Raw genomic sequence first — 21,594 nt, 5'->3', positions numbered from 1 at the left:
CCGGCGCGTCAGGCCGCGGGGGCCTCGACGACGAGCAGGGTGTGCCCGCTCGGGTCGCGGAACCAGAACATCGGGGAGATCGGGTCGCCCATGCGGGTGACCTCTGCGTCGACGTCGACCCCGCGTGCGAGCAGGGCCGCGTGCGTCGCGTCGACGTCGACGCACTCGAGGGTGAGGCCGCTGTTGACCGGCTCGACCTTCCGGCCCGGGGGCGGCGGGGCGAGAGCGATCGCCGCCCCGTCTCCCGGGAGCGCCATCTCGATCCAGCGCATCCCGCCGCCGAAGGGGGTGTCGGTCCGCTTGTGGAACCCGAGCGCCTCATAGAAGGCGATCGCATCATCCTGTTCGAGGGTCGGCAGGCAGACGAGGCTGATGCGGTTCAGTCCGGCGGCGGAGGCGTGCATGGGGGTGATGATCGCTTTCCCGGGGTCCGTGCGCAACGGCGGGGGGGAAATGTGTCGTGGGGACGCATTTCTCCCCCGCCGTCGGCCGCCGGCGGGCGTGAGGCCCTAGATTGCCGGTGATGGTGCGCCCGAGCTTCGTTCCGTTCCCGGCGCGCCGCCGGGCCCGGTCCGGCTCGGAGGACGGCGGGGCGGCGGGCCGGCGGGGTATGGGTCCGCTCGGTTGGCTGCTGCTCGGGGTCGGGGTCCTCTACGGGATCCTGCTTGTCGTCCACCTGCATGAGATCCTCGCGGTCACCTACGCGAACTCCGATGTCGCCATCGTTCCCGTCGTCGCCCACCGGATCGACGTCGGCGCGCCGCTCGGCAGCGTCGTGATCGGCAACCGCCCGCTGTATGAGGAGATCCTCGGGGCGACCGTCGTCGGCTGGCTCCCCGACCACCGCGAGCTGTGGCGCCTGATCCCGGTCGCCTGGCTCGCGCTCGACCTCGCCCTGCTCGGCTGGGCCGCCGCCGTCGGGTTCGGACGCCGTTCGGCGCTGCTGCTCGTCGTCGCCGTCGCCTGTCTCGGGCAGATGGGCCGCCAGTACTTCTTCAGCTGGGACTTCCACGACCTGCCTCAGCTCCACGCGATCCTGCTGATGGCCGCCCTCGTCTACGCCGCCCGCCGTGACGCCCCCTGGCGGGAACCGAGGCTCGTGCTCGGCGCGATCGGCCTCGGACTGCTCAGCGCCCTCCCCGAGGCCTCTGATCCGCTCTTTCTCATCTCCGGCCTCGCCCCGTTCCTCGGCGCCGCGGTGATCCTCGCGATCGCCCGCCCCGGGCGCGCCTCCGCCGAGCTGCTCGGGCTCGCCGCCGCCGTCTGTGGCCTCGCACTGCTCGGCGCCCACTTCCTCACGGTCGTGATGGCCGCCCACGGGTTCGTCCACAGTCCGTTTCCGCTCACCCTCACGCCCATGAACGAGCTCGGACATGACGCCGGGCTCGTGCTTCAGGGCCTCACCAACATCGCCGGCGGGGACTTCCTCGGGATCGCCCCCGACGGACATGGCCTCCTCACCCTGGTGCGCGGCGGCCTCATCCTCGCCGGCCTCGTCGCCGCGCTGCTCACCGTGCTCGCCCACACGGTCGCGCTGCTGCGCGGCCGCGGGCCCCGTGCGGCGCCCGCGCTCGCCTACCTCGCCTTCTGGGCGCTCGCGCTGCTGCTCGGGCTCGGCGCCTACCTCCTCTCCAACGTCGCCGTCGACTACCTCAGCGGCCGCTACCTCCTCGCCCCCTACCTCGCCATCCCGGCGCTGCTCGTCACCGCCGCGCCCGACCGGGCGGCGCTGCGCCGGCGAGCCCTCAGCGTCGGTGTCGGCGCCTTCGCCGCCGCCGGAGCGCTCGCGCTCCCCGCCACCGCCGGCGCGCTGCCCGGACTGGCGCCCGGCCCGTCCGCCGCCCGCCGGCTCGCCGCCTACGCCGCCCGCGAGCACGTCCAGATCGGGTTCGGGAGCTACTGGACGTCGGTCGCGCTCACCTGGGAGACCCGGTTCCGGCTCAGCCTCGGGGCGGTCGGTCCCTGCCCGGTCGGTACGGCCACCGGACTCTGTCCCTGGGGGATCGCGCTGTCGGCCTGGTACCGGCCCCGATCGCAGGTCCGCAGCCTGCTGATCGTCGATCCGACCGTCCCCAACACGGGCGGGATCAGCCCAGCCGGCACGTCGTGGATGACGAGCCTCACCGCCACCGATCTCGGGCCGCCGCTCACCCACGCCCGCATCGCCGGGATGGAGGTCTACGTCTACGGGTACGACATCGCCAGCCGGTTTCCGCCCGCCCCGACGCCATGAGCCCGAGCCCGTCCCGCCCGGGGTTCGAGGCGGCCATCCTCTACGCTCGGTCCCCTGACGTGAGGACGCAGGCGCTCGATCCCACCCCGGCGGTCCGGGACCGCATCGACCCGCAGCGGCGGGTCAGTTCCCTCGACGGACTGCGCGGCTGGGCCGCCCTGTTCGTCGTCTTCAACCACGTGTTCAACTCGGCGCTCACCTGGTACAACCCACCCGGCATCATCAAGTGGCCGCTGTGGTCGTGGCGGTGGTGGATCGTCCAGACCCCCCTGCACCTGATCTGGGCGGGCCCGGAGATGGTGATCGTGTTCTTCGTCCTCAGCGGGTACGTGCTCACGCTCCCGGGCGTGGTGCGCGGCACCGACTGGTTCCGGCTCTCCTACTACCCGCGGCGGCTCGTCCGCCTCTACCTGCCCGCCTGGGCGGCGATCGCCTTCGCCGCGGTGCTGCACGCCTTCCCCGCCCGGGTGCCTCAGCCGGGCGCGTCGATCTGGCTGAACTCGTTCGCCGTCCCGGCGACCGTTCCCAACGCGGTTCGCACCGCCGTGCTCGTCGGCCCGACCGCCTCCCTCACCGCCTTCACGACCGTGCTGTGGTCGATGCGCTGGGAGGTGATCTTCTCGCTCCTGCTCCCCGTGTTCATCGGGGCGGCGCTCGCGACCCGCCGCCAGCCGCTGCTCGCCGTGCTCGCCGGAGCGCTGTGTCTCTACCTCACCTGCCAGTCGATCGACACCGGGGACTTCGGCGCCAACTGCGTCCGCTTCCTCCCGATCTTCCTGCTCGGCTCGCTGATGGCCGTCCACCTCTCCCCGCGCCGCTCGGCGGCCGACCCTGGCCCGGTCCGGACCGGGGCACCGCCCGCGCGACGACGGGCGGTCTCCCTCCTCAGCACCCTCGTCCCGATCGCGCTCTGTGTCGGCCTGCTCACGATCGGCTACTGGACCGTCAACGAGGACCTCGGCTCGACGACGGGCTGGCTGGAGGCGGGCACGATCGCCGGCGCGTGCCTCGCCGTCTGGTTGAGTCTCGAGAACCGGTTGATGGTCGCCCTGCTGCAGACCCGGGTCAGCCAGTGGCTGGGACGGCGCTCCTACAGCCTGTATCTCATCCATCAGCCGATCGTCATCTCGCTCGCCTTCGCCTTTCACGGACAGATCAACGTGTTCGCCCTCGCCGCCCTCAGCCTGCCCCCGGCCCTGATCGCCGCCGACCTGCTCTACCGCTGGGTCGAGGCGCCGACGATCACCCTCTCCCGGCGGGTCGCCGTGCTCTGTGACCGTCGCCTCGACGCGCTCAACGTCCGTCTTCTCGCCCGCCATGTCAGCTGAGTCGCCCGACCCCCAGCGCCGCGTCGGCGCCCTCGACGGACTCCGCGGCTGGGCGGCGCTGATCGTCGTCTTCAGCCACGTCTTCAACGCCTCGCTGATCTGGTACAACCCGCCCGGGATCGAGAAGTGGCCGGAATGGTCGGGGCGGTGGTGGATCGTCCAGACCCCGCTGCACCTGATCTGGGCGGGGCCGGAGATGGTCCTCATCTTCTTCGTTCTCAGCGGCTACGTGCTCACCCTCCCCTACGTGATCCGGGGGGTCGCCGCGCTGAAGCTGTCCTACTACCCGCGTCGGCTCGTCCGCCTCTACCTGCCCGCGCTCGCCGCGCTCCTGTTCGCCGCCGTCCTCCACCACATCCCGGGCCGGGCCCCTCAGCCCGGCGCCGGCGTCTGGCTCAACGAGTTCGCCGTCCCGGAGACGTTCAGCAACGGTCTGCGCTCCGCCTCCCTGCTCAGTGGCACCAACGCGCTCAACGCCTACACGACGGTCCTGTGGTCGATGCGCTGGGAGGTGATCTTCTCGATGCTGCTGCCGCTCATCGCCCTCGCGACGCTGCTCACCCGCCGGGTCTGGCCCCTCGCGCTGATCATCGCGTGCGCGTGCGCGTGGTCGACCTCGCACTTTGCGCCGTCGGGGACCTTCTTCGCCCTGGCCGGCCGCTACCTGCCGATCTTCGTGATCGGCTCGCTGATGGCCGTCCACCTCCCGCCCGAGCGGGTCGCGCCGCGCGGGCACCGCACCAGCCCCGGCCAGTGGCTGAGCACGGCACTCATCCCCGTCTGTCTGCTCGCGCTCACCGCCGGCTACTGGACCGTCAACGAGGACGGCGGCTCGGCGGTCGGCTGGCCCGAGCGTCTGATCGTGCTCGGCGCCGTGCTCGCGGTCTGGCTCGCCCTCTCCAACCGGATCGTGATCGCGTTCATGTCCTCGCGGGTGAGCCGCTGGCTCGGCCACCGCTCCTACAGCCTCTATCTCATCCATCAGCCGATCGTCATCTCGATCGCCTTCGCGTTCGGCGGCAAGGTCAACACGGTCCTCCTCGCCGCGCTCAGCGTGCCGCTCGCACTGCTGGCGGCCGACCTGCTCTGGCGCCTGGTCGAGCATCCGACGATCAACCTCTCCCGGCGCGTCGGCACCGGCACCGACGCGCTGCTCGCCCGGCTTGCCGTGCTGTCGGGATGACGTCGGGGCCGGGGCGTAGCCTCCGGCGTGCATGCCCCGTCCCGCCACCGTCCACGTCTGCTCGGCCTGTGGCCATGAGACCCCGCGCTGGACCGGGCGCTGTAGCGGCTGTGGGGAGTGGAACACGCTCGTCGAGGAGGTGCGGCCGACCGCAGTGCGGGGCGGTCGCTCCGGGCCGGCGAGCCGGTCAGCCGCCGGCCCGGCCGCCACGCCGGTCCGCTTGGCCGAGGTCGCCGCCGAGGATCACCGCCGGCTGGTGACCGGGATCGGAGAGCTCGACAACGTCCTCGGCGGCGGGCTGGTCCCCGGTTCGCTCGTACTGATCGGTGGGGCTCCGGGGATCGGCAAGTCGACGTTGACGACGATGGCGCTTGCCCGTCTCGGCAGCCACGGGCTCACGACCCTGTATGTGTCCGCGGAGGAGTCGGCCGCCCAGATCCGCCTGCGCGCCCAACGGCTCGGACCGAGCGCGCTCGAGCTTCCCGTGATCGCCGAGACGGACCTCACGACGGTGCTCGCGACGCTCGAGGCCGAGCGGCCGCAGGTGTGCGTGATCGACTCGGTGCAGACGATCGTCTCCGATCAGCTCTCCAGCGCGGCCGGCAGCGTCGCCCAGGTCCGGGAGGTCGCCGACGCGATCATGCGCGTCGCCAAGACCCACCGGATCGCCGTGCTGCTCGTCGGGCACGTCACCAAGGAGGGGGCGCTCGCGGGCCCGCGAGTGCTCGAACATCTCGTCGACTGCGTCCTCCAGTTCGAAGGGGAGCGCGAGCGGACCTACCGGACCCTGCGGGCGACCAAGAACCGGTTTGGCTCGACCAACCAGGCGGGCGTGTTCGAGATGCGTGACAGCGGTCTCGTCGAGGTGCTCGACGCGAGCGCACGGTTCGTCGCCGAGGCGACCCGCGCCCCCGGCAGCGTCGTGCTCGCGGCGATGGAAGGTACTCGCCCGCTGCTCGTCGAGGTGCAGGCGCTCGTCTCCGCGAGCGAGCTCGAGCAGCCCCGGCGGGTTGTCGCCGGCTTTGACCGCAACCGGCTCGCGGTCGTGCTCGCCGTGCTCGGACGACACGCCCGGATCGGTTGTGGTCACGCCGACGTGTTCGTCAACGTCGTTGGCGGGGTGCGGATCGACGAGCCGGGCGCGGACCTTGCCGTCGCCCTCGCGGTCGCCTCCGCCGTCCGCGGGGTTGCGCTCACCGGGCCGGGTGGTCGCCCGCTCGCCTGCTTCGGCGAGCTTGGGCTGACCGGTGAGTTGCGCAGCGTCGCCCACGCGGACCGGCGGATCGCGGAGGCCCGCCGCTACGGTCTGTCGGCGGTGATCGAACCGTCCGGACAGCCAACGGTGCGCGGCGCGGTCGCGGCCGCGCTTGGGCGCGGAGATCGCGCCGACCCGATCGCCGCCTGAGGATCCCGCCGGTCTGCCCGTCCACCCTACCGGATCGGCGGGGACAGCGTAAAGTCTCAGTGATGGCGCCACGGACCGGGGATGAGCTGAGCTCGGAGTTGGAGGCGCGCCAGGAGTCGCGGATGGTCCGCGCGCTCGAGATGGTCGCGCCCGGCACCTCCCTGCGGGAGGGGATCGACAACATCCTCCACGCCCACACCGGCGGCCTGATCGTGATCGGCGATCCGGATGAGCTTGCGTTCATGTTCTCGGGCGGGTTCAAGCTCGACCTCGACTACTCGCCGGCCCAGATGTATGAGCTGGCGAAGATGGACGGAGCGATCGTCCTCTCGACCAACGCGACGCGGATCGCCCAGGCGAACGTCCAGCTCACCCCCGACCCGACGATCCACACCTCTGAGACGGGCACCCGCCACCGCACCGCCGAACGGGTCTCCAAGCAGACCGACGCGATCGTCGTCGCCGTCTCCGAGCGTCGCCACGTCGTCTCCCTGTACGTGGACGGGGTCAAGTACATCCTCGAGGACATTCCGGTCGTCCTCGCCAAGGCGAACCAGGCGCTCGCCACCCTCGACAAGTACCGTTCCCGGCTCGATCAGGTCTCGACCCGTCTCACCGCGCTCGAGTTCGAGGGCGGTGCGACGCTCCATGACGTGCTCACCGTCCTCCAGCGCGCCGAGCTCGTCACCCGGATGGCCGGGGAGATCGAGCGCTACATCGTCGAGCTCGGCACGGAGGGCCGGCTCATTGAAATGCAGCTCGATGAGACGATGGTCGGCGTCTCCGCGGAGAAGACCGCGCTCGTGCACGACTACATCCTCGAGGACAGCGACGAGACCTTCGCCGGCGCGTTCGAGATGCTCGTGCGCCTGCCCCACCAGGACCTGCTCGACTTCGGTCGCCTCGCCGAACTGCTTGGCTTCGACCGCAAGCTCAACAGCCTCGACTATCCGATCTCCCCGCGCGGCATCCGCATCCTCGGGCGGATCCCGCGCCTGCCCAAGATGGTGATCAAGCGGATCATCGACGCCTTCGGCGGGCTCGAGGAGTTGCTCGCCGCCACGGACGGGGAGTTGGAGACCGTCGACGGGGTCGGTGAGATCCGTGCCAAGGACATTCGCGAGGGGCTGCGCCGCCAGCAGGAGATCAACCTCGTCGACCGTTACCTGCAGACCTGACGGGCCGGGCCAGGCCTCGCCACCACTTTCGATGAAGGAGGACACCATTTCCATTCCCCCCGCCGCGCCGGACGCCGATCCGGCTGAGTTCGATGACGAGCTCGACCCCGAACTGGACCCGGAGGCCGCGCTGGCGGTGCTGGAGTCCGTCGTCGTGCTCGAACCGCTCGTCTTCGAGGTCGGCGACAGCGTCGTCTACCCCCACCACGGCGCCGGGCAGGTGATCAAGAAGGAGGACAAGAACATCCTCGGGGAGATTCGCGAGTACCTGACGATCAAGATCCTCCACAACGACATGACCGTGATGGTGCCGACCGCCAACGCGGCGGTCGCCGGCCTGCGCCGGGTCGTCGACGCGGAGACCTGCCAGAAGGTGATCGCCGTGCTGCAGGATCCGTGCACGACGATGCCGGGCAACTGGAACCGCCGGTTCAAGTTCAACCGCGACAAGCTCAAGACCGGCGACATCTATGACCTCGCCGAGGTCGTCCGCAACCTCGGGGTCCGGGACGCGCACAAGGGCCTCTCGACCGGGGAGAAGCAGCTCTACAGCCGGGCGAAGAAGATCCTCGGGTCGGAGATGATGTACGCCTTGGAGATGGATGAGGAGGAGATCGACGCCCACCTCGCGGCGATCATCCGAGACGGTGCCGCCGCCAACGACGGCATCGCCGTCGCGGCCGACTGACCCCGCCACGCAGGCCTGGACGCATGGCGGTCGCGCTCGTCGTCGCCGCCGGCAGCGGCGAGCGCCTCGGGGCCGGTGGGCCCAAGGCGCTCGTGCCCGTCGCCGGCCGGCCGATGTGGGAGTGGTCGGTGGCGGCGCTGAGCGCCTGCCCGGAGGTGTCGGCGATCGTGCTCGCCCTCCCCGCCGACCACGTCGAGGCCTGTCGGCTGCCGCCGGGGGTGACCGCCGTTCCCGGCGGGGTGGCCCGGTCGGCGTCGGTCGCCGCCGCGCTCGCCGCCGCTCCTCCCGGTGATCCGGTGATCGTCCACGACGCCGCTCGGCCGCTGCTCACCCCCGCCCTCATCACCTCCGTCCTCGTCGCCTGGGCCCAGACGGGCGCAGACGCCGTCATCGCCGCCCTCCCGGTCACCGACACGATCAAGCGCGTGCCGGTGGGCGAGACCCGGGTCACCGCGACCCTGCCGCGCGTCGAGCTGTGGGCGGTCCAGACCCCGCAGGTGTTCGGGCGGGCGGCGCTCGCGGCGGCGCTCGCCGCCGCCGGCCCGGAGGGGCTCGCCGCGGCGACCGACGACGCCGGGCTGATCGAGGCGGCCGGTGGCACCGTCCACGTCGTGAAGGGGGATCCGGAGAACATCAAGATCACCGTCCCGGCTGACCTGATGCTCGCGGAGGCACGGCTCGCTGCCCGGGCCGGCGCCGCGGCGGACGTGGGGAGGACAGGCGCGGACGCGGGGGGGCGGGGGAACGCGGTGGCCGGGACGGCTGATGCGCGGACGTCGGTGGCGGGGACGTCGGTGGCGGGACGGACGGGCCGATGAGCGTCCGCACCGGTATCGGTTATGACTGCCACCGCTTCTGCGACGGGCGGCCGCTCGTGATCGGCGGGGTGGTGATCCCCTCCGACCGTGGTTTGCTCGGCCACTCCGACGCCGACGTCCTCATCCACGCGGTGATCGACGCGCTGCTCGGAGCGGCCGGGCTCGGGGACATCGGCGAGCACTTTCCCGACACCGACCCTGCCTATGCGGGGGCTGATTCGATGGACCTCCTCACCGCCACCCGGACGCTGCTCGAACGCGAGGGGGTGCGCATCCTCCACGTGGACTCGACTGTCGTCCTTGAGGCGCCGAAGCTGGCTGCGTACAAGGCGGCGATGCGCGAGCGGATCGCGGACGGCCTCGGCGTCGGCGTCGGCGACGTCAACGTCAAGGCGACCCGCGGGGAGGGGATGGGGTTCATCGGGCGCGGGGAGGGGGCGGCGACGCTCGCGATCGCCACCGTCGAGCGCCCGGGGTAAGGCGGACGCTACCGTTCTCGCGGTGCCTGAGCTTGCCCTGCATGACACCCGTCTCGGTGCCAAGACGCCGCTTGTGCCCCGCGATCCGTCGCGGGTCGGAATCTACACCTGCGGTCCCACCGTCTACGGCCGCGCACACGTCGGCAACGCCCGCCACTACGTCGTCTTCTCCCTGCTCAAGCGGTTCCTCTCCCATCAGGGCTATACGGTGACGCTCGTCTCGAACCTCACCGACATCAACGACAAGATCTACGCGGCGGCACGCGCGGCGAACATCCCGTCCGCGCGCCTCGCCGAGGAGATGAGCGCCGCCTATGTCGCCGACACCGACGCGCTCGGGCTCGGCCGCCCCGACCACGAGCCGACGGCGACCGGCGCGATGGGGGAGATCATCGAACTCATCACCACCCTGATCGACGGCGGCCACGCCTACGTCGCGGACGGGGACGTGTACTTCTCGGTCGGCTCCTACCCCCGCTACGGTGAACTGTCGCACCGCCGGCTCGAGGACATGGATCAGGGCGAGGGGGGTGAAGGTGTCGCCCGCAAGCGGGAGCCCGCCGACTTTGCCCTGTGGAAGGCGACCAAGGTGGGGGAGGACACCGCCTGGGACGCGCCGTGGGGACGCGGCCGTCCGGGCTGGCACATCGAGTGCTCGGCGATGGCCGAGTCGCTGCTCGGGATGGGCTTTGAGATCCACGGGGGCGGCTCTGACCTCATCTTCCCCCACCACGAGAATGAGGCAGCCCAGAGCGGCGCCGCCCACGGCGGCGACCTCGCCCGGCTGTGGGTCCACGTCGGCATGGTCCGCACCGCGGCGGAGAAGATGTCCAAGTCGCTGGCGAACACGTTCCTGCTGCACGAGGCGGTCGCCGCCCACGGCCGGGATGCGCTCATCCTCTACTTCGTCGCCCGCCACTACCGCCAGCCGGTCGAGTGGAGCGATGCGCTGATGGCGGAGGCGCGGGAGAACGTCCGCCGGCTCCGGGAGGCCGGCCGGCGCCTGCACTCCGGTCCCTCACCGGACTGGTCTGGCCCGCTGCGCGACCGCTTCCTCGCCGCCCTCGCCGATGACTTCAACACCCCCGGTGCGCTCGCGATGATCTGGGAGTGGGTGCGGGAAGCCAACCGATCCGACGGGCCGGTCGGAAGTGACGATCTCACTGAGATGCTCGGGCTCCTCGGCCTCGAGAACCTGCTCGTCACCGAGCCGGCCGTCCTCCCTTCGGCGGTGGACGAGATCGTCGCCGCCCGTGAGCAGGCACGGACGCAGCGGGACTGGGCAGAGGCGGACCGGCTCCGGGCCGCGGCGCGCGCCCTCGGCTGGGAGATCCGTGACGGTGCCGACGGTCCCCATGTGGCTCCGCTGACATGATCGTCTACGGCCGCAACGCGGTGCATGAGGCGTTGCGCGGCCCGCGCCAGGTCAGCGCCGTGTGGGTGACCCGGGGGGCAGCCCGGGAGTCCTGGCTGGCCGACCCCGGCGTTCCGCTGGCGGAGGCGAGCGCCGAGCAGATCCTCGCTCGCTGTGGCTCAGAGGGCCACCAGGGGATCTGCGCGGAGGTTGAGCCCTTCACCTACGCCGATGCCACAGCGCTGCTCACCGGCTCCCCCGAGCCTCTGCTGATCGCCCTCGACGAGGTTCAGGACCCTCAGAACCTCGGCTCGATCATCCGCAGTGCCGAGTGCGCCGGGGCGGCCGGTCTGATCATCTGCGAACGGCGCGCGGCCGAGGTCACTCCGGCGGTCTGCAAGGCCTCCGCCGGCGCCGTCGAGCACCTCCCAGTCGCCCGCGTGCGCAACCTCGCCGATTTCCTCGGAGAAGCCAAACGGGCGGGCCTGTGGTGCTACGGCGCCGATGGTGACGCCGCGCTGGATTACCGCCAGGTCGATTTCAGCGGCGGGGTGGTGCTTGTGCTTGGGTCGGAGGGGCGTGGGCTGCGCCCGCGCGTCGCCGCGGGCTGTGACGCGCTCGTCTCCCTGCCGCTGCGGGGGAAGATTGAATCGCTCAGCGTCGGAGCCGCCGCCGCGGTGCTCCTCTACGCGGCGGCGCGCTGACCCAGGGCAGGAGCCGACAACCCTCGATCTCAGGTCGAGTCCGGAGCTCTTACGAACCCTCAGTCTCAGCAACAGCAACGGTTCTCCTCGTCCTGGGAAAGATCCTGCAGTTTGCGGTTGACATAGGTCTGCGCCTGTGTCAGGCTGGCGCCCGTCATAAGGTTGAACTCAAGCTTGAGGGCGGAGTTCGTGAGGTGGTGAGCCTGGGAGGGCCAGCCTCGCTTGTGATGTCAATTCAATAGGTGCGGCGCCAGGGGAGGTGACGCGCCACGCAATCGATTCCGGACCGCGCGGCAGGTTGTCGTGCGGATCAAAGGGGAACGTCGTGGCTCGATTTTCAACCAACCCTCACTCTCAACTTCAGGTCGATGATGGGTATCTCATCGCCCTGGCCAAGCGGGGCAACGCCGACGCCTATGACCGTCTTGTGCGTCGCTACTACGGCTTCGTCCGACTCAAGGCCTCCTCCTACTTCCTCGCCGGCGGCGACTCCGACGATCTCATCCAGGAGGGGCTCGTCGGCCTCTACAAGGCGATCCGGGACTACCGGACCGACCGTGAATCGAGCTTCCGGAACTTCGCCGAGCTCTGCATCACCCGCCAGATCATCACCGCGGTGAAGACCGCGACGCGCAACAAGCACACGCCGCTGAACCAATACGTGTCGTTCTCCTCGACCCCGGCCGGCTCGGCCTCCGACGCCGACCCCACCCTCGATGAGATGCTGCCCGGGTCACCGGTGCACGATCCGATCAACCAGGTGATCTCCTCCGAGGAACTGCGTGCGCTCGTTGCCTGTATCTCCACGTCCCTGTCGGCTCTGGAGTCGCGGGTGCTCACCCTCTACCTCGACGGGCACTCCTATGAGGAGGTCGGCCGTCGGCTCGGCTGTGACTGCAAGACCGTGGACAACGCCCTCCAGCGGGTCAAGCGCAAGATCGGCCTGCACATCGCCTCGCGGGCGATTGCCGCCTGACCGGTCGCGGTGGCCTGAACGGCCGCGATCAGCTCAGTGGCTCGGCGATCGGACCGAGGTTGACTGGGAGCCCGTGGGTGGAGAAGGCGCGGAAGCGGTGAAAGAGGCGGTGACCGGGACCGTGGAAGTCCGCCGAGCCGGTCGTCAGCAGGCCCAGCCCGGCGGCCTGGGAAACGAGCAGCGCCGTCTGCTCGGCGGTGTGGGTGATGTAGAAGGCCTCGACCCCGTCGAGGCCTTCGGCGCAGAAGCGCTCCAGGGTGGCGCAGACGTCGGGGTCGGCACTGAGGTCCCAGAACGGATGCGCCCAGACGGCGAGCCCCCCGGCCCCGTGGATCAGCGCGATCGCCTCCGCGACCGTCGGCGCCTCCCGCGGGAGGAACGCCGGACGGCCCTCGATCAGATAGGCGACGAGGAATGCCGTCGCGTCGGGGAGCCCTTCGGCGGCGAGACGGGGTGCGTTGGCGGGCGCCCGTAGCACCGCCTCGGCGAGGTGGGGGCGCCCGACGGTCGTTCCGGCGTCGACGTGGGCGGCCAGAAAGGTTCGGTCGACGTGCCAGCCGAGCTCCTCGAGACGGCCGACGATCAGCTCGGCCCGTTGCTCGCGTGCCTCGCGTGAGCGCGCCAGGGCGGCGGTGAGGGCCGGGTCACTGACGTCGACCCGGTAGCCGAGCAGGTGCAGGTCGCTTCCGCTCGCGTCTAGCACCGAGATCTCGGCCGCGGAAACGAGGGTGACGCCGTACGCGGCGGCAGCCGTCTGCGCCTCGGCGACGCCATCGACGCTGTCATGATCGGTGAGGGCTAACAGCACCACGCCCGCGCGGGCAGCCGCGGCCACAACCTCCGCGGGCGCGAGGGTGCCGTCCGAGTGGAGTGAGTGGCTCTGGAGATCGAAGGTCGGCGCGGTCGCATGGTCGGGGCTGGCGGCCATCCAGGCAGGCTAGAACGTCGGGCGGGGGACCCCGGTCAGCGGCACTTAGGGCACCCTAACCTTCGATCTGATAGCGTCCGCCTTCTAATCCCGACCTCCGCGATTGGACTTCGGAACCGCACCGGACGCCACGATGACTCCCACGACCACCACAGGCACACCGCAACGGGCCTCGAGTGACGGGCGGACCGGCACCCGCTGGAGCTTCTATGTCTGGATCGCGCTTGCGCTCGCGGTCGCCTCCGCGGCGGTGATCCTCGGCTGGCACTCCTCGGGCGGAACCGTTGACCCCTCGGTCAAGGCCAACGCGTTGCACATGAGCCGCACGACGGCAGTGATCAACAGCGCCATCCTCGTCTTCCGAGAGGGGCTCGAGACGATCCTCGTGCTCGCGGCGATCACCGCGAGCTTCCGCGGCTCGAACTCCGAGTACCGCCGGCCGGTCGCCGGCGGCGCCGGGCTCGGCCTGCTCGCGACCGTCGGCACCTGGTTCGCGGCGGTCGGGCTGCTGGGCATCTTCGGCCATGAGGGCCTCACCCTCCAGGCGGCGACCGGGATCCCGGCGATCATCGTCCTGCTGCTGGTGATGAACTGGTTCTTCCACAAGGTCTACTGGACAGGCTGGATCTCCCACCACAACAAGCGCCGACGCAGCATCATGTCCTCGGACCCGGCGGTCAACCGGCGCCGTGCCCTGCTCGGCTTCGTTCTGCTCGGATTCACCTCGATCTACCGAGAGGGCTTCGAGGTGGTCCTGTTTCTGCAGAACCTTCGCCTCACCTTCGGCTCGAGCGTCGTGCTCGAGGGCGTCACGCTCGGCGCGCTGTTCACCGCCGCGGTCGGAGTGCTCACCTTCACCCTGCACGCGAAGCTGCCGTACAAGAAGCTGCTGATCATCACCGGCGTGATGCTGCTCGTCGTGCTGCTCGTGATGGTCGGGGAGGAGGTCAACGAGATGCAGCTCGCCGGCTGGATCTCGACCACCCCGATCGGCGTCTCCCTCCCCGGCTGGCTCGGACAGTGGTTGTCGATCTTCCCCAACTGGGAGACGGTGATCGCCCAGTTCATCGCCGTGGCGATCGTCGTCGGCTCCTACGTCGGCGCCCAGTACGTCAAGGTCTGGCGGCCGCGTCGGCGCGGGCTCGCGGCGGCCAAGGTCGCCGACGAGCCGCCCGCCGTCGCCCTGCCCCAGGCGCCCCTCAGCGTCTGAACCGCGGCGCGGAGCGGCCCCGGTGCCCGAGCCTGGTCAGCGGGGCTCCACGGTCCTGCGCACCTGCCAGACTAAGGCGGCAGAACGCCCGCCTGAGCGGGCCCCGCCCGCTTGGCGCAATTGGTAGCGCACCTGATTTGTAATCAGGCGGTTGTCGGTTCGAGTCCGACAGCGGGCTTGGAACCGGGTCGCGCCACTCTCGAACGACTCCCGGGGCCACCCGTCGGCCTGCCGCGCGGATGTCGCCCGTGGGGCTCCTGATGGGGTGGAAGGATGGATGGTAGTCTTCCTCTGTGGCGCTCAACATCAAGGATCCTGAGACCGACCGTCTCGCCCGTGAACTCGCCGACCTCTCCGGCCAGTCGATCACGACGGCGGTGCGGGAGGCCCTCGAGGAACGGATTGCCGTCCTCACCGCTCGCGCCCGTGCGTCTGGCCCCGGGCTCGATGGGATCATCAGCCGGGGTCGGGCACGGAGCATCCTCGACGACCGTTCCCCTGAGGAGATCCTCGGCTACGGTGCCGATGGTCTGCCGCGATGATCGCGGTGGACTCCTCGGCCCTCATCGCCGTTGTGCTCGGCGAGGCTGATGCGGAGCGTTTTCTTGCCGCCATGGGAGCGGACGCCGCCTCACTGTCCGCGGTGTCGTTGACCGAAGCCACCATCGTGGCCGAGGCCCGCCAGGGTGCGGACGCGGTGCGCGACCTCGAACTGCTGGTGGCGGGCGTGATCGATCGGGTCGTTGCCGTCGACGCAACACACGCGCGAGCCGCCGCCGCGGCCTGGCGGCGCTTTGGCAAGGGCCGCCATCCGGCGGGACTGAACCTGGGTGACTGCTTTGCCTACGCGACGGCATCGCTGGCCGGCGCACCGCTGCTCTTCAAGGGCAACGACTTTGCGCAGACCGATCTACCTGCTGCGTGAGCGCCGTGCTGAGGACTGTGAAGCGGTTTCGGGCACAACGCCCGCACGACCAGACGTCCGCGTTCAGCTCTCCCCGTCCCAGTAGCCGGTTTCGGCGCCGGTGAGCAGCGCGCCCAAGAGGGTGCCCTGCGGCTCGGAGTTGCGAAGAAAGCCACTTGCCCGAGTCGGGGTAATGCACCGTCGACGGGATCGTCTTGGTCGAGAAGAGCACGACCCTGACCGGGTCGCCGCCATCGTTGCTCAGCCGATGGGCACCCCCGGTCCCTCGGTACAGAAGGCAAGGTCCCCCGGAGCGAGGATGGTCTGGCCGGCGGGGCGGCGTAGGGTGACGCTGCCTGACAGCGCGAGAACCCACTCTCCCCGCCAGTAGCCGACGACGCGGTCGAGCGGGATCATCCCTTCAGCGCAGTTCATCTTGTTCGAGTCCGGATAGACCGAAGTGCGGGCTTCCGTCCGGGCGTCCGCGGAGAACATGACAAACCGTCCGGGACCTCCGACGGTGTGCACGCCCGCTGGTCCGGAGGGGAAGGCGACGGCATCTCCGGGCGTGAGAACGCGCCGGCCACCCCGTCCCGCAACGTCGGCTGCCCGGACAGAACGACGAGCCACTCCTCAACCCCTCGGTATGGTGAAAGCGCCAGATCGGGATGCCCGCGGCGGCCTCATACAGGCACGCCCCGATCTGCTGGGCACCGAGATGCTCCGTCAGTCGCGCTGCTCGATGGGAGAAGCCGGCTTCATCGAGCCGGTCCTGACACGCCACGGTCTCGAGGTTCATGCGGTGCATCCCGCGATCATCTCACCGGCCACGGGGGACGGTGCCCTCAGGCGTGGTCTCCTCAAAGAGGACGAGCAGCGCGAGGGCGGAGGCGGCCATCAGTCCGGCCGCGGTCCAGCAGGCGGTGGTGAGGCTGGTGAGGGTGGCGACGGCCCCGAGGACGAGCGGGCCGAGCGCATAGCCGCCGTCACGGCAGAGGCGGTAGATGCCGAGCACCCCACCGCGCTGGGCCGGGGCCGCGACGTCACTGACGGCGGTGATCAGGTTGGGGTAGACGAGGGCCATCCCGACGCCCATCACGGCGGCGCCACCGTACCAGAGGTCACGCCCCCCGCCGGCGGTGATCGCCGCGATGCCGGCGGCGATGAGCAGCGTCCCGAGGGTGATCGGCGGTTTGCGGCCGATCCGGTCGGCGAGGCCCCCGGCGGGAACCTGGCCAAGTCCCCACACCCACGCGTAGACGCCGACGAGCACCGCGACGCCAGACACGGACAGCCCTCGGTGCAGGAAGAGGATCGGGAAGAAGCCGATCACGAGGCTGTCGGCGAACTTGTTGAGAAAGCCGGCTTGGCAGACGACGGCCAGCGTCGGGTTCTGAGCCATCGAGCGGGCGAGCACACGGAGGGTGGCGTTCTCCGCGGGCGACTCGGCGGCTCCGCTGCGGTAGGACACGCGTCCGCCGCCGGTCGGGCTGTGCTCGCCCTGTGCCCAGGGCAGCGTCTCCCGGGCAAGGGTGAGCGTGAGCAGTGCCCCGACGCCGACGACGCCGAGGGCGAGGAGATAAGGGGCGGGGCGCAGCCCGTCAGCGGACACGAGCAGCCCGGCGGCGAGGCCGCCGAGGCCGGTGCCGACATAGCCGGCGGATTCGTCGATGCCGACGGCCAGGCCGCGGTTGACCGGGCCGACGAGGTCGATCTTCGCCGTCACCGCCATCGTCCAGGTGAGCCCCTGGTTGATGCCGAGGAAGAGATTGGCGAGAAGCACCCACCACCACGCCTGCGCGAGGATGATCAAAACCGCGTAGGGGACCGCAAAGGCCCAGCCGATGAGCAGCAGGCGCTTGCGGCCCTGCCGGTCCGAGAGGCGCCCGGACACGAGATTCATCACCGCCTTGACCGCCCCGAACGCGGTGATGAACGTCACCGTGGCGAAGATCGAGGTGATGTGGAAGGCGTGCTGGGCCAGGGGCGGCAGCGCGACGCGCTCGACACCGATCGTCATCCCGATCAGCAGCGTGATGACGGTGAACAGGGAGAATTGACGCCAGTTCTCCCGCAGACCAAGCCGCGGGTGGTGGACAGGTCCCACCTACCCAAGCTATCAACTAATCTATTGAATATGACCTGTGAGGGCGAAAGCAGAACGGCCCTGTTTGAGGCGATCGCGTTGATGGGCCGGGCGTTCTCCAGCCCCGTCCGGCTCGAGCTGCTCGACCTGCTCGCCCAGGCGCCCCGCACGGTTGAGCAGCTCGCCCGTGCGACGGCACAGTCGACGGCGAACACCTCCCAGCACCTGCAGGCCCTGCACTCCGCCGGGTTGCTGTCCCGCCAGCGTGAGGGGGCGCGGGTGCGCTACGCGCTGGCGGACGAGCAGGTCCTCGCGCTGTGGCTGGCGCTGCGCGACACGTCGGTGGCGCGGCTGGCGGAGGTCGAGCGCGCCGCTCGGGACCATCTCGGTGACGGGGTCGACGCGATCGATCGTGACGAGCTCATCGGTCGCCTCGATCGCGGTGAGGTCGTCCTGATCGACGTTCGCCCGGCCGAGGAGTACGCCGCCGGGCACATCGAGGGAGCCCGCTCGATCCCGCTCGAAGAGCTCAAGCAGCGGATCGCCGAGCTTCCGGCCGACACTGAGATCGTCGCCTACTGCCGCGGGCCGTTGTGCGCCTATGCCCATGAAGCCGTTCGCACACTTCAGGGCGCCGGCCGTGTCGCGCGTCGTCTGGGTGACGGCTGGCCTGAATGGCGGATGCGCCAAGGCGCGACGGAGCCGCAGCGGCATGAGCTCGGTGCCGGCAATGGATGAAGGTCAGAACCGACGTCGCTCCGGTTCGCGGCCCGGGCACGTCGGCACGTTGCTGCGATGACCGAACAGGACCCAGACCTCGCAAGCCGGGCTCGCGGTGCGCTTGAGGTGGTCTGTGCCGGACGCCTCGATCAGCTCGCCGTTTTCTATGACGAGAGCTTCGTCGATCACGTCAACGCGATGGTCTTTCACGGACACTCGGGGGCGCGTCAGTCCGTCGGCTTCTACACCTCATTGTTCGACCCGATGCGGATCGAGGTGGAGGATCAGGTCGCAGGCCACGATCAGGTCGCCAGCCGTTGGGCGCTCTACGGCACCTATCGCGGGCGCGAGGTGATCTTGCGCGGGATCGTCATCAGCCGCTTCCAGAACGGGCGGATCATCGAGGATCACAGCTACACCGATTCACTGGCGCTGCCTCGAGCCCTCGGCGTGCTTCGTACCGGGATGCTTGTGGCCGATGTGCTTTGTGGGCGGGTCAAGCTCCCCCGGGGCGCACTGAGCCACCGATAGACCTCCCCGGTTGATGTCGGTCCGGCATCACAGAAGGAGCGCCGGCGAGCAGGCCGGCGCTCCAATCGCCTCACGGCAGAGATCGCCTCATCGCAGAGTGCCGACAGGCTCCTCACGCGTGACGTCAAGTCCTGCTGCCGTCCAGGCCCGGTAGGAGCCGGGGACCGCGGCGGCCTGTCCCAGGCCCGCCCGGTGCAGGAGGCTGGCGGCGACGGTGGCGCGGTACCCCGTTCCGCAGTAGGTGATCACGGGCCGGTCGGGGTCGAGCTCGCCGGCCCGTGCGACGATCTGATTGGCCGGGATGTGCACCGAGCCCGGGATGTGTCCCTTGGTGTGTTCGGCGGCGGTGCGCACATCGAGGACGGTCAGATCCTCGTTGCCGATGCGCTCGGAGAGTTGGTGGACGCTCACCAGGTCGCCGTGGGCGACCGCACGACCCGCCTGCTCCCAGGCGGCCATGCCGCCGTGGAGGTATCCGATCAGATGGTCATAGCCGATGCGGTGGGCGTGGCCCACCGCGACGGCGAGGGCGTTGGGGTCCTCGGCGATCAGGAGGAGCCGCGCCTCCGGTTCGACGACGGAGCCCAGCCACATCGGGAAGTGGTCGTCGGCGGGGAGGTTGATCGCTCCCTCGACGTGCCCGGCGGCCCACGCCTCCATGCTGCGCGCGTCGATGATCACTGTGCTGGGCTCCTGCGCCCGGGTGGCGAACTCATCCACGCTGAGGGCGGCCGGCACCGGGGTCCCGCCCCGCAGGGGCGCCCCGATGGCGTTGACCTGCTTCAGGTGCGCGTAGTAGCGCGGCGGATCACCGAGCGAACCGAGCAGCCAGTCGGTGAACGCCTCGGGGCTGCGGTCCTGCAGGGCCGGGCTGAACAGCCGCTCGTTGCCGAGCGTGCTCTGTAGACGGTCGCCGATGCTGCCGCCACAGGCCGAACCGGCGCCGTGCCCCGGATAGACCTCGATGCGGTCCGGGAGTGCGGCGAGCGTGACAAACAGAGACTCGTACAGCTGGGCGGCGAGGGCCCGCTTGCTCTCCTCACCGAGGAGATCCGGCCGGCCCACCTCGAGGTTGAAGAGCAGGTCCCCGCTGAACAGGCCGAAGGGCTCCTGGCCCTGCTGATCGTCAAACAGCAGCAGGGCGATGTGCTCGGGGGTATGGCCGGGGGTATGCAGCGCCTGTAGGCGCACGCCGCCGAGGGCGATCTCGGAGCCGTCGTCCAGGGGGTGGACGTCGAACCGGTAGTCCGCCGAGCGTCCGCCGTAGATCGGGGCGCCCGTCCGCGCAGCCAGCTCGTGGGAGCCCGAGACGAAGTCCGCGTGGATGTGGGTCTCGATGATCGCCGCGATGCGGACGTCCGCCGCGCGGGCCCGTTCGAGGTAGACCTCGACGTCGCGCCTCGGGTCGATCACCGCCACGAGACCCTGGTCACGGTCGCCGACGAGGTAGGACAGGGCGGCCAGGCCCGGGGTGTTGATCTGTTCGAAGTGCAGCGCCATCTCGACTCCTTCAATTAGTCAACAAACTACTTGAATAGTAGCAATGACGCTTGACCTCGATCGCGGGCGGAAATAGCCTGGTCAGGTGCCCGGTCCGACGCCCTACCTCCACCTCGACGGCACCGCGCGTGAGGCGCTGTCGTTCTACGCCGAGGTGTTCGGAGGGCGCCCTCAGTGGCACACCTACGCTGAGTTTGGGCGCGCCGACGGGCCGACCGACGCGATCGCCCACGGGGGACTCGCCGACGGTCCCGTGGCCCTCTTCGCAGCCGATGTCACGAGCGCCGAGAACGCTCTCGAAACCCGGGGCCTGATGTTTTCGTTGCTCGGTGTCGCGGACCCGGACACCCTCCGCGGATGGTTTGCGGCCCTGTCGGAGGGCGGAACGGTCGTCGATGCTCTGCAGCGGCGGCCCTGGGGGGCGTTCGACGGTCAGGTGATCGACCGGTTCGGCCTGCACTGGCTGATCGGCTACGAGGAGGCGGAGGCCGGTGAGTGACGAGCGACTCCTCCTCGGGCGCCTCTTCGTCCGCGACGGTGAGGGCGTCGTGCGGATGGAATGCTCCCTCGATGCCGGGATCGACGATGTCTGGGCAGCCCTCACCGAGCCCGGGAGGCTCGCGGGCTGGTTCGGGGAGGTTGAGGGTGACCTCGCCGAGAACGGCGCATTCCGGGTCCGTATCCTCCTCTCCGGTGATCGAGTGGGCCGCGTCGAGGTCTGTCGGCCTCCCGAGCGCCTGCTCGTGACCCTCGGTGACCCCGACCCCCGGCCCGGGCAACCGGCGCAGACCCGGCTCGAGATTCAGCTGCACCCTGAGCAGACGCGGGCGAGCCTGGTCTGGGAGCAACGGGGGATGCCCGTGGAGCTCCTCCCCGCCTACGGCACCGGCATCCAGATCCACGTCGAACATCTTGTCGACCACCTGAATGGTCGTGAGCTCCGTGACGTGGAAGCCCGCTGGCAGGAGCTGCTCTCAGCCTATGAGGCAGCGGAGGTCGGCTGAGCGTCCGCGCGAGCGAGTCGGCCGCGGCGGTCGGCCCCGTCCTGTCTCAGGCCGTCGGCCCGGGCAGGGTGCCCGCCTTGAGCTTGGCGATCATGTCGTCGGTCTCCTCGCGGTAGACGGTGCCGTCGGCGAGTTCGAGCACCGGCACGTACTTCTGGCCGCTCATCTTGATGATCTCCGCACGTGACTTGTCGCTCTTGCCGAACCCGTGGGTGACGACCTCATAGTCGACGCCCTCGGCGTCAAGGGCCTTCTGCAGCCGCCAGCACGCGTCGGCGTTGACGTGCAGGAACGTGTAGGAGCAGCGGTGCAGTTTGACCTTGGGCATGGTGCTGACGGTACCGGGGCCGGGCACTCGATGCACC

The 21,594-nt window shown here is 70.2% G+C and carries 24 protein-coding genes and 1 tRNA gene; 19 read left to right on the top strand and 6 right to left on the bottom strand.

Translation table 11 applies throughout. The features are described 5' to 3' along the window. Window positions 1-8: 8 nt before the first annotated feature. Window positions 9-404 (bottom strand): VOC family protein, encoded by a 396-nt coding sequence (locus M3M55_RS14430; protein ID WP_249010200.1) that lies wholly within the window; start codon window positions 402-404, stop codon window positions 9-11. A gap of 119 nt (window positions 405-523) precedes the next feature. Between M3M55_RS14430 and M3M55_RS14425 the strand changes: the two genes are divergently transcribed. From M3M55_RS14425 to sigH, 11 genes are all read left to right on the top strand, one after another. Beyond that, window positions 524-2,233 carry a hypothetical protein gene (locus M3M55_RS14425; protein WP_249010199.1) on the top strand — a complete coding sequence of 570 codons (1,710 nt, stop codon included), beginning with the start codon at window positions 524-526 and terminating at the stop codon, window positions 2,231-2,233. Between the two features lie 59 nt (window positions 2,234-2,292). After that, complete coding sequence (locus M3M55_RS14420; protein ID WP_249010198.1) at window positions 2,293-3,561, top strand: acyltransferase; 1,269 nt, start codon at window positions 2,293-2,295, stop codon at window positions 3,559-3,561. Next, window positions 3,551-4,744, top strand: a complete 1,194-nt coding sequence (locus tag M3M55_RS14415; protein WP_249010197.1) for an acyltransferase — start codon at window positions 3,551-3,553, stop codon at window positions 4,742-4,744. Before M3M55_RS14420 ends, M3M55_RS14415 begins: the two co-directional genes overlap by 11 nt. Before the next feature lie 31 nt (window positions 4,745-4,775). Beyond that, window positions 4,776-6,149 carry a DNA repair protein RadA gene (gene radA, locus M3M55_RS14410; RefSeq protein ID WP_249010196.1) on the top strand — a complete coding sequence of 458 codons (1,374 nt, stop codon included), beginning with the start codon at window positions 4,776-4,778 and terminating at the stop codon, window positions 6,147-6,149. Window positions 6,150-6,211: 62 nt separating this feature from the next. Then, window positions 6,212-7,327: a DNA integrity scanning diadenylate cyclase DisA gene (disA, locus tag M3M55_RS14405; protein ID WP_249010195.1), complete on the top strand. Its 1,116-nt coding sequence runs from the start codon at window positions 6,212-6,214 to the stop codon at window positions 7,325-7,327. 31 nt (window positions 7,328-7,358) lie between these two features. Then, complete coding sequence (locus M3M55_RS14400) at window positions 7,359-8,015, top strand: CarD family transcriptional regulator (protein WP_249010194.1); 657 nt, start codon at window positions 7,359-7,361, stop codon at window positions 8,013-8,015. A gap of 23 nt (window positions 8,016-8,038) precedes the next feature. Then, on the top strand, window positions 8,039-8,833 hold the full coding sequence (gene ispD, locus M3M55_RS14395) for a 2-C-methyl-D-erythritol 4-phosphate cytidylyltransferase (RefSeq protein WP_249010193.1): 795 nt from the start codon (window positions 8,039-8,041) through the stop codon (window positions 8,831-8,833). After that, the gene (gene ispF, locus M3M55_RS14390; RefSeq protein ID WP_249010192.1) at window positions 8,830-9,312 is read left to right on the top strand and encodes a 2-C-methyl-D-erythritol 2,4-cyclodiphosphate synthase; all 483 of its coding nucleotides are present in this window, start codon (window positions 8,830-8,832) and stop codon (window positions 9,310-9,312) included. The genes ispD and ispF overlap by 4 nt, the downstream gene beginning before the upstream one ends. 22 nt (window positions 9,313-9,334) lie before the next feature. Next, entirely contained in the window at window positions 9,335-10,687 is a 1,353-nt protein-coding gene (gene cysS, locus M3M55_RS14385) for a cysteine--tRNA ligase (protein WP_249010191.1), read from the top strand. Then, window positions 10,684-11,370, top strand: a complete 687-nt coding sequence (gene rlmB, locus M3M55_RS14380) for a 23S rRNA (guanosine(2251)-2'-O)-methyltransferase RlmB (RefSeq protein WP_249010190.1) — start codon at window positions 10,684-10,686, stop codon at window positions 11,368-11,370. The genes cysS and rlmB overlap by 4 nt, the downstream gene beginning before the upstream one ends. A 325-nt stretch (window positions 11,371-11,695) precedes the next feature. Then, a complete protein-coding gene (gene sigH / locus M3M55_RS14375) occupies window positions 11,696-12,346 on the top strand; it encodes an RNA polymerase sporulation sigma factor SigH (RefSeq protein WP_249010189.1) in 651 nt (216 codons plus the stop codon). A gap of 28 nt (window positions 12,347-12,374) precedes the next feature. Here the strand turns inward: sigH and M3M55_RS14370 are convergent, their stop codons facing one another. Beyond that, window positions 12,375-13,274, bottom strand: a complete 900-nt coding sequence (locus tag M3M55_RS14370) for a PHP domain-containing protein (RefSeq protein WP_249010188.1) — start codon at window positions 13,272-13,274, stop codon at window positions 12,375-12,377. A 133-nt stretch (window positions 13,275-13,407) separates the two neighbouring features. On the opposite strand from M3M55_RS14370, the gene M3M55_RS14365 reads away from it, so the two are divergent. The 4 genes from M3M55_RS14365 to M3M55_RS14350 all read left to right on the top strand — a co-directional run bounded on the left by M3M55_RS14365 (window position 13,408) and on the right by M3M55_RS14350 (window position 15,409). Then, window positions 13,408-14,484, top strand: coding sequence for an FTR1 family protein (locus M3M55_RS14365; RefSeq protein ID WP_249010187.1), 1,077 nt, complete (start codon window positions 13,408-13,410; stop codon window positions 14,482-14,484). A gap of 105 nt (window positions 14,485-14,589) precedes the next feature. Next, a tRNA-Thr gene (locus tag M3M55_RS14360) sits at window positions 14,590-14,662 on the top strand. 115 nt (window positions 14,663-14,777) lie between these two features. Beyond that, on the top strand, window positions 14,778-15,026 hold the full coding sequence (locus M3M55_RS14355; protein ID WP_249010186.1) for a type II toxin-antitoxin system VapB family antitoxin: 249 nt from the start codon (window positions 14,778-14,780) through the stop codon (window positions 15,024-15,026). Next, a complete protein-coding gene (locus M3M55_RS14350; protein ID WP_249010185.1) occupies window positions 15,023-15,409 on the top strand; it encodes a type II toxin-antitoxin system VapC family toxin in 387 nt (128 codons plus the stop codon). Before M3M55_RS14355 ends, M3M55_RS14350 begins: the two co-directional genes overlap by 4 nt. 240 nt (window positions 15,410-15,649) lie before the next feature. Here M3M55_RS14350 and M3M55_RS14345 read toward each other — a convergent pair whose 3' ends face one another. Next, on the bottom strand, window positions 15,650-15,883 hold the full coding sequence (locus M3M55_RS14345) for a hypothetical protein (protein ID WP_249010184.1): 234 nt from the start codon (window positions 15,881-15,883) through the stop codon (window positions 15,650-15,652). Window positions 15,884-16,208: 325 nt separating this feature from the next. Beyond that, window positions 16,209-17,495, bottom strand: coding sequence for an MFS transporter (locus M3M55_RS14340; RefSeq protein ID WP_249010183.1), 1,287 nt, complete (start codon window positions 17,493-17,495; stop codon window positions 16,209-16,211). A gap of 30 nt (window positions 17,496-17,525) precedes the next feature. Here M3M55_RS14340 and M3M55_RS14335 point away from each other — a divergent pair, with 30 nt between their 5' ends. Then, a complete protein-coding gene (locus tag M3M55_RS14335) occupies window positions 17,526-18,212 on the top strand; it encodes a metalloregulator ArsR/SmtB family transcription factor (RefSeq protein WP_249010182.1) in 687 nt (228 codons plus the stop codon). Between the two features lie 57 nt (window positions 18,213-18,269). After that, window positions 18,270-18,725: an ester cyclase gene (locus M3M55_RS14330; protein ID WP_249010181.1), complete on the top strand. Its 456-nt coding sequence runs from the start codon at window positions 18,270-18,272 to the stop codon at window positions 18,723-18,725. An 87-nt stretch (window positions 18,726-18,812) separates the two neighbouring features. Here M3M55_RS14330 and M3M55_RS14325 read toward each other — a convergent pair whose 3' ends face one another. Next, window positions 18,813-20,225 (bottom strand): MBL fold metallo-hydrolase, encoded by a 1,413-nt coding sequence (locus M3M55_RS14325; RefSeq protein ID WP_249010180.1) that lies wholly within the window; start codon window positions 20,223-20,225, stop codon window positions 18,813-18,815. Window positions 20,226-20,310: 85 nt separating this feature from the next. On the opposite strand from M3M55_RS14325, the gene M3M55_RS14320 reads away from it, so the two are divergent. Beyond that, window positions 20,311-20,724, top strand: coding sequence for a VOC family protein (locus M3M55_RS14320; RefSeq protein ID WP_249010179.1), 414 nt, complete (start codon window positions 20,311-20,313; stop codon window positions 20,722-20,724). Beyond that, a complete protein-coding gene (locus tag M3M55_RS14315; protein WP_249010178.1) occupies window positions 20,717-21,229 on the top strand; it encodes an SRPBCC domain-containing protein in 513 nt (170 codons plus the stop codon). Before M3M55_RS14320 ends, M3M55_RS14315 begins: the two co-directional genes overlap by 8 nt. A gap of 46 nt (window positions 21,230-21,275) precedes the next feature. Here M3M55_RS14315 and M3M55_RS14310 read toward each other — a convergent pair whose 3' ends face one another. Continuing rightward, window positions 21,276-21,557 carry a glutathione S-transferase N-terminal domain-containing protein gene (locus M3M55_RS14310; protein WP_249010177.1) on the bottom strand — a complete coding sequence of 94 codons (282 nt, stop codon included), beginning with the start codon at window positions 21,555-21,557 and terminating at the stop codon, window positions 21,276-21,278. Window positions 21,558-21,594: the final 37 nt, after the last annotated feature.

Source organism: Conexibacter sp. DBS9H8 (genome assembly GCF_023330685.1).
Taxonomy (GTDB): domain Bacteria; phylum Actinomycetota; class Thermoleophilia; order Solirubrobacterales; family Solirubrobacteraceae; genus Palsa-465.
The sequence above is the reverse complement of the archived record's forward strand: the minus strand, read 5'-3'. Positions and strand labels throughout refer to the sequence as shown.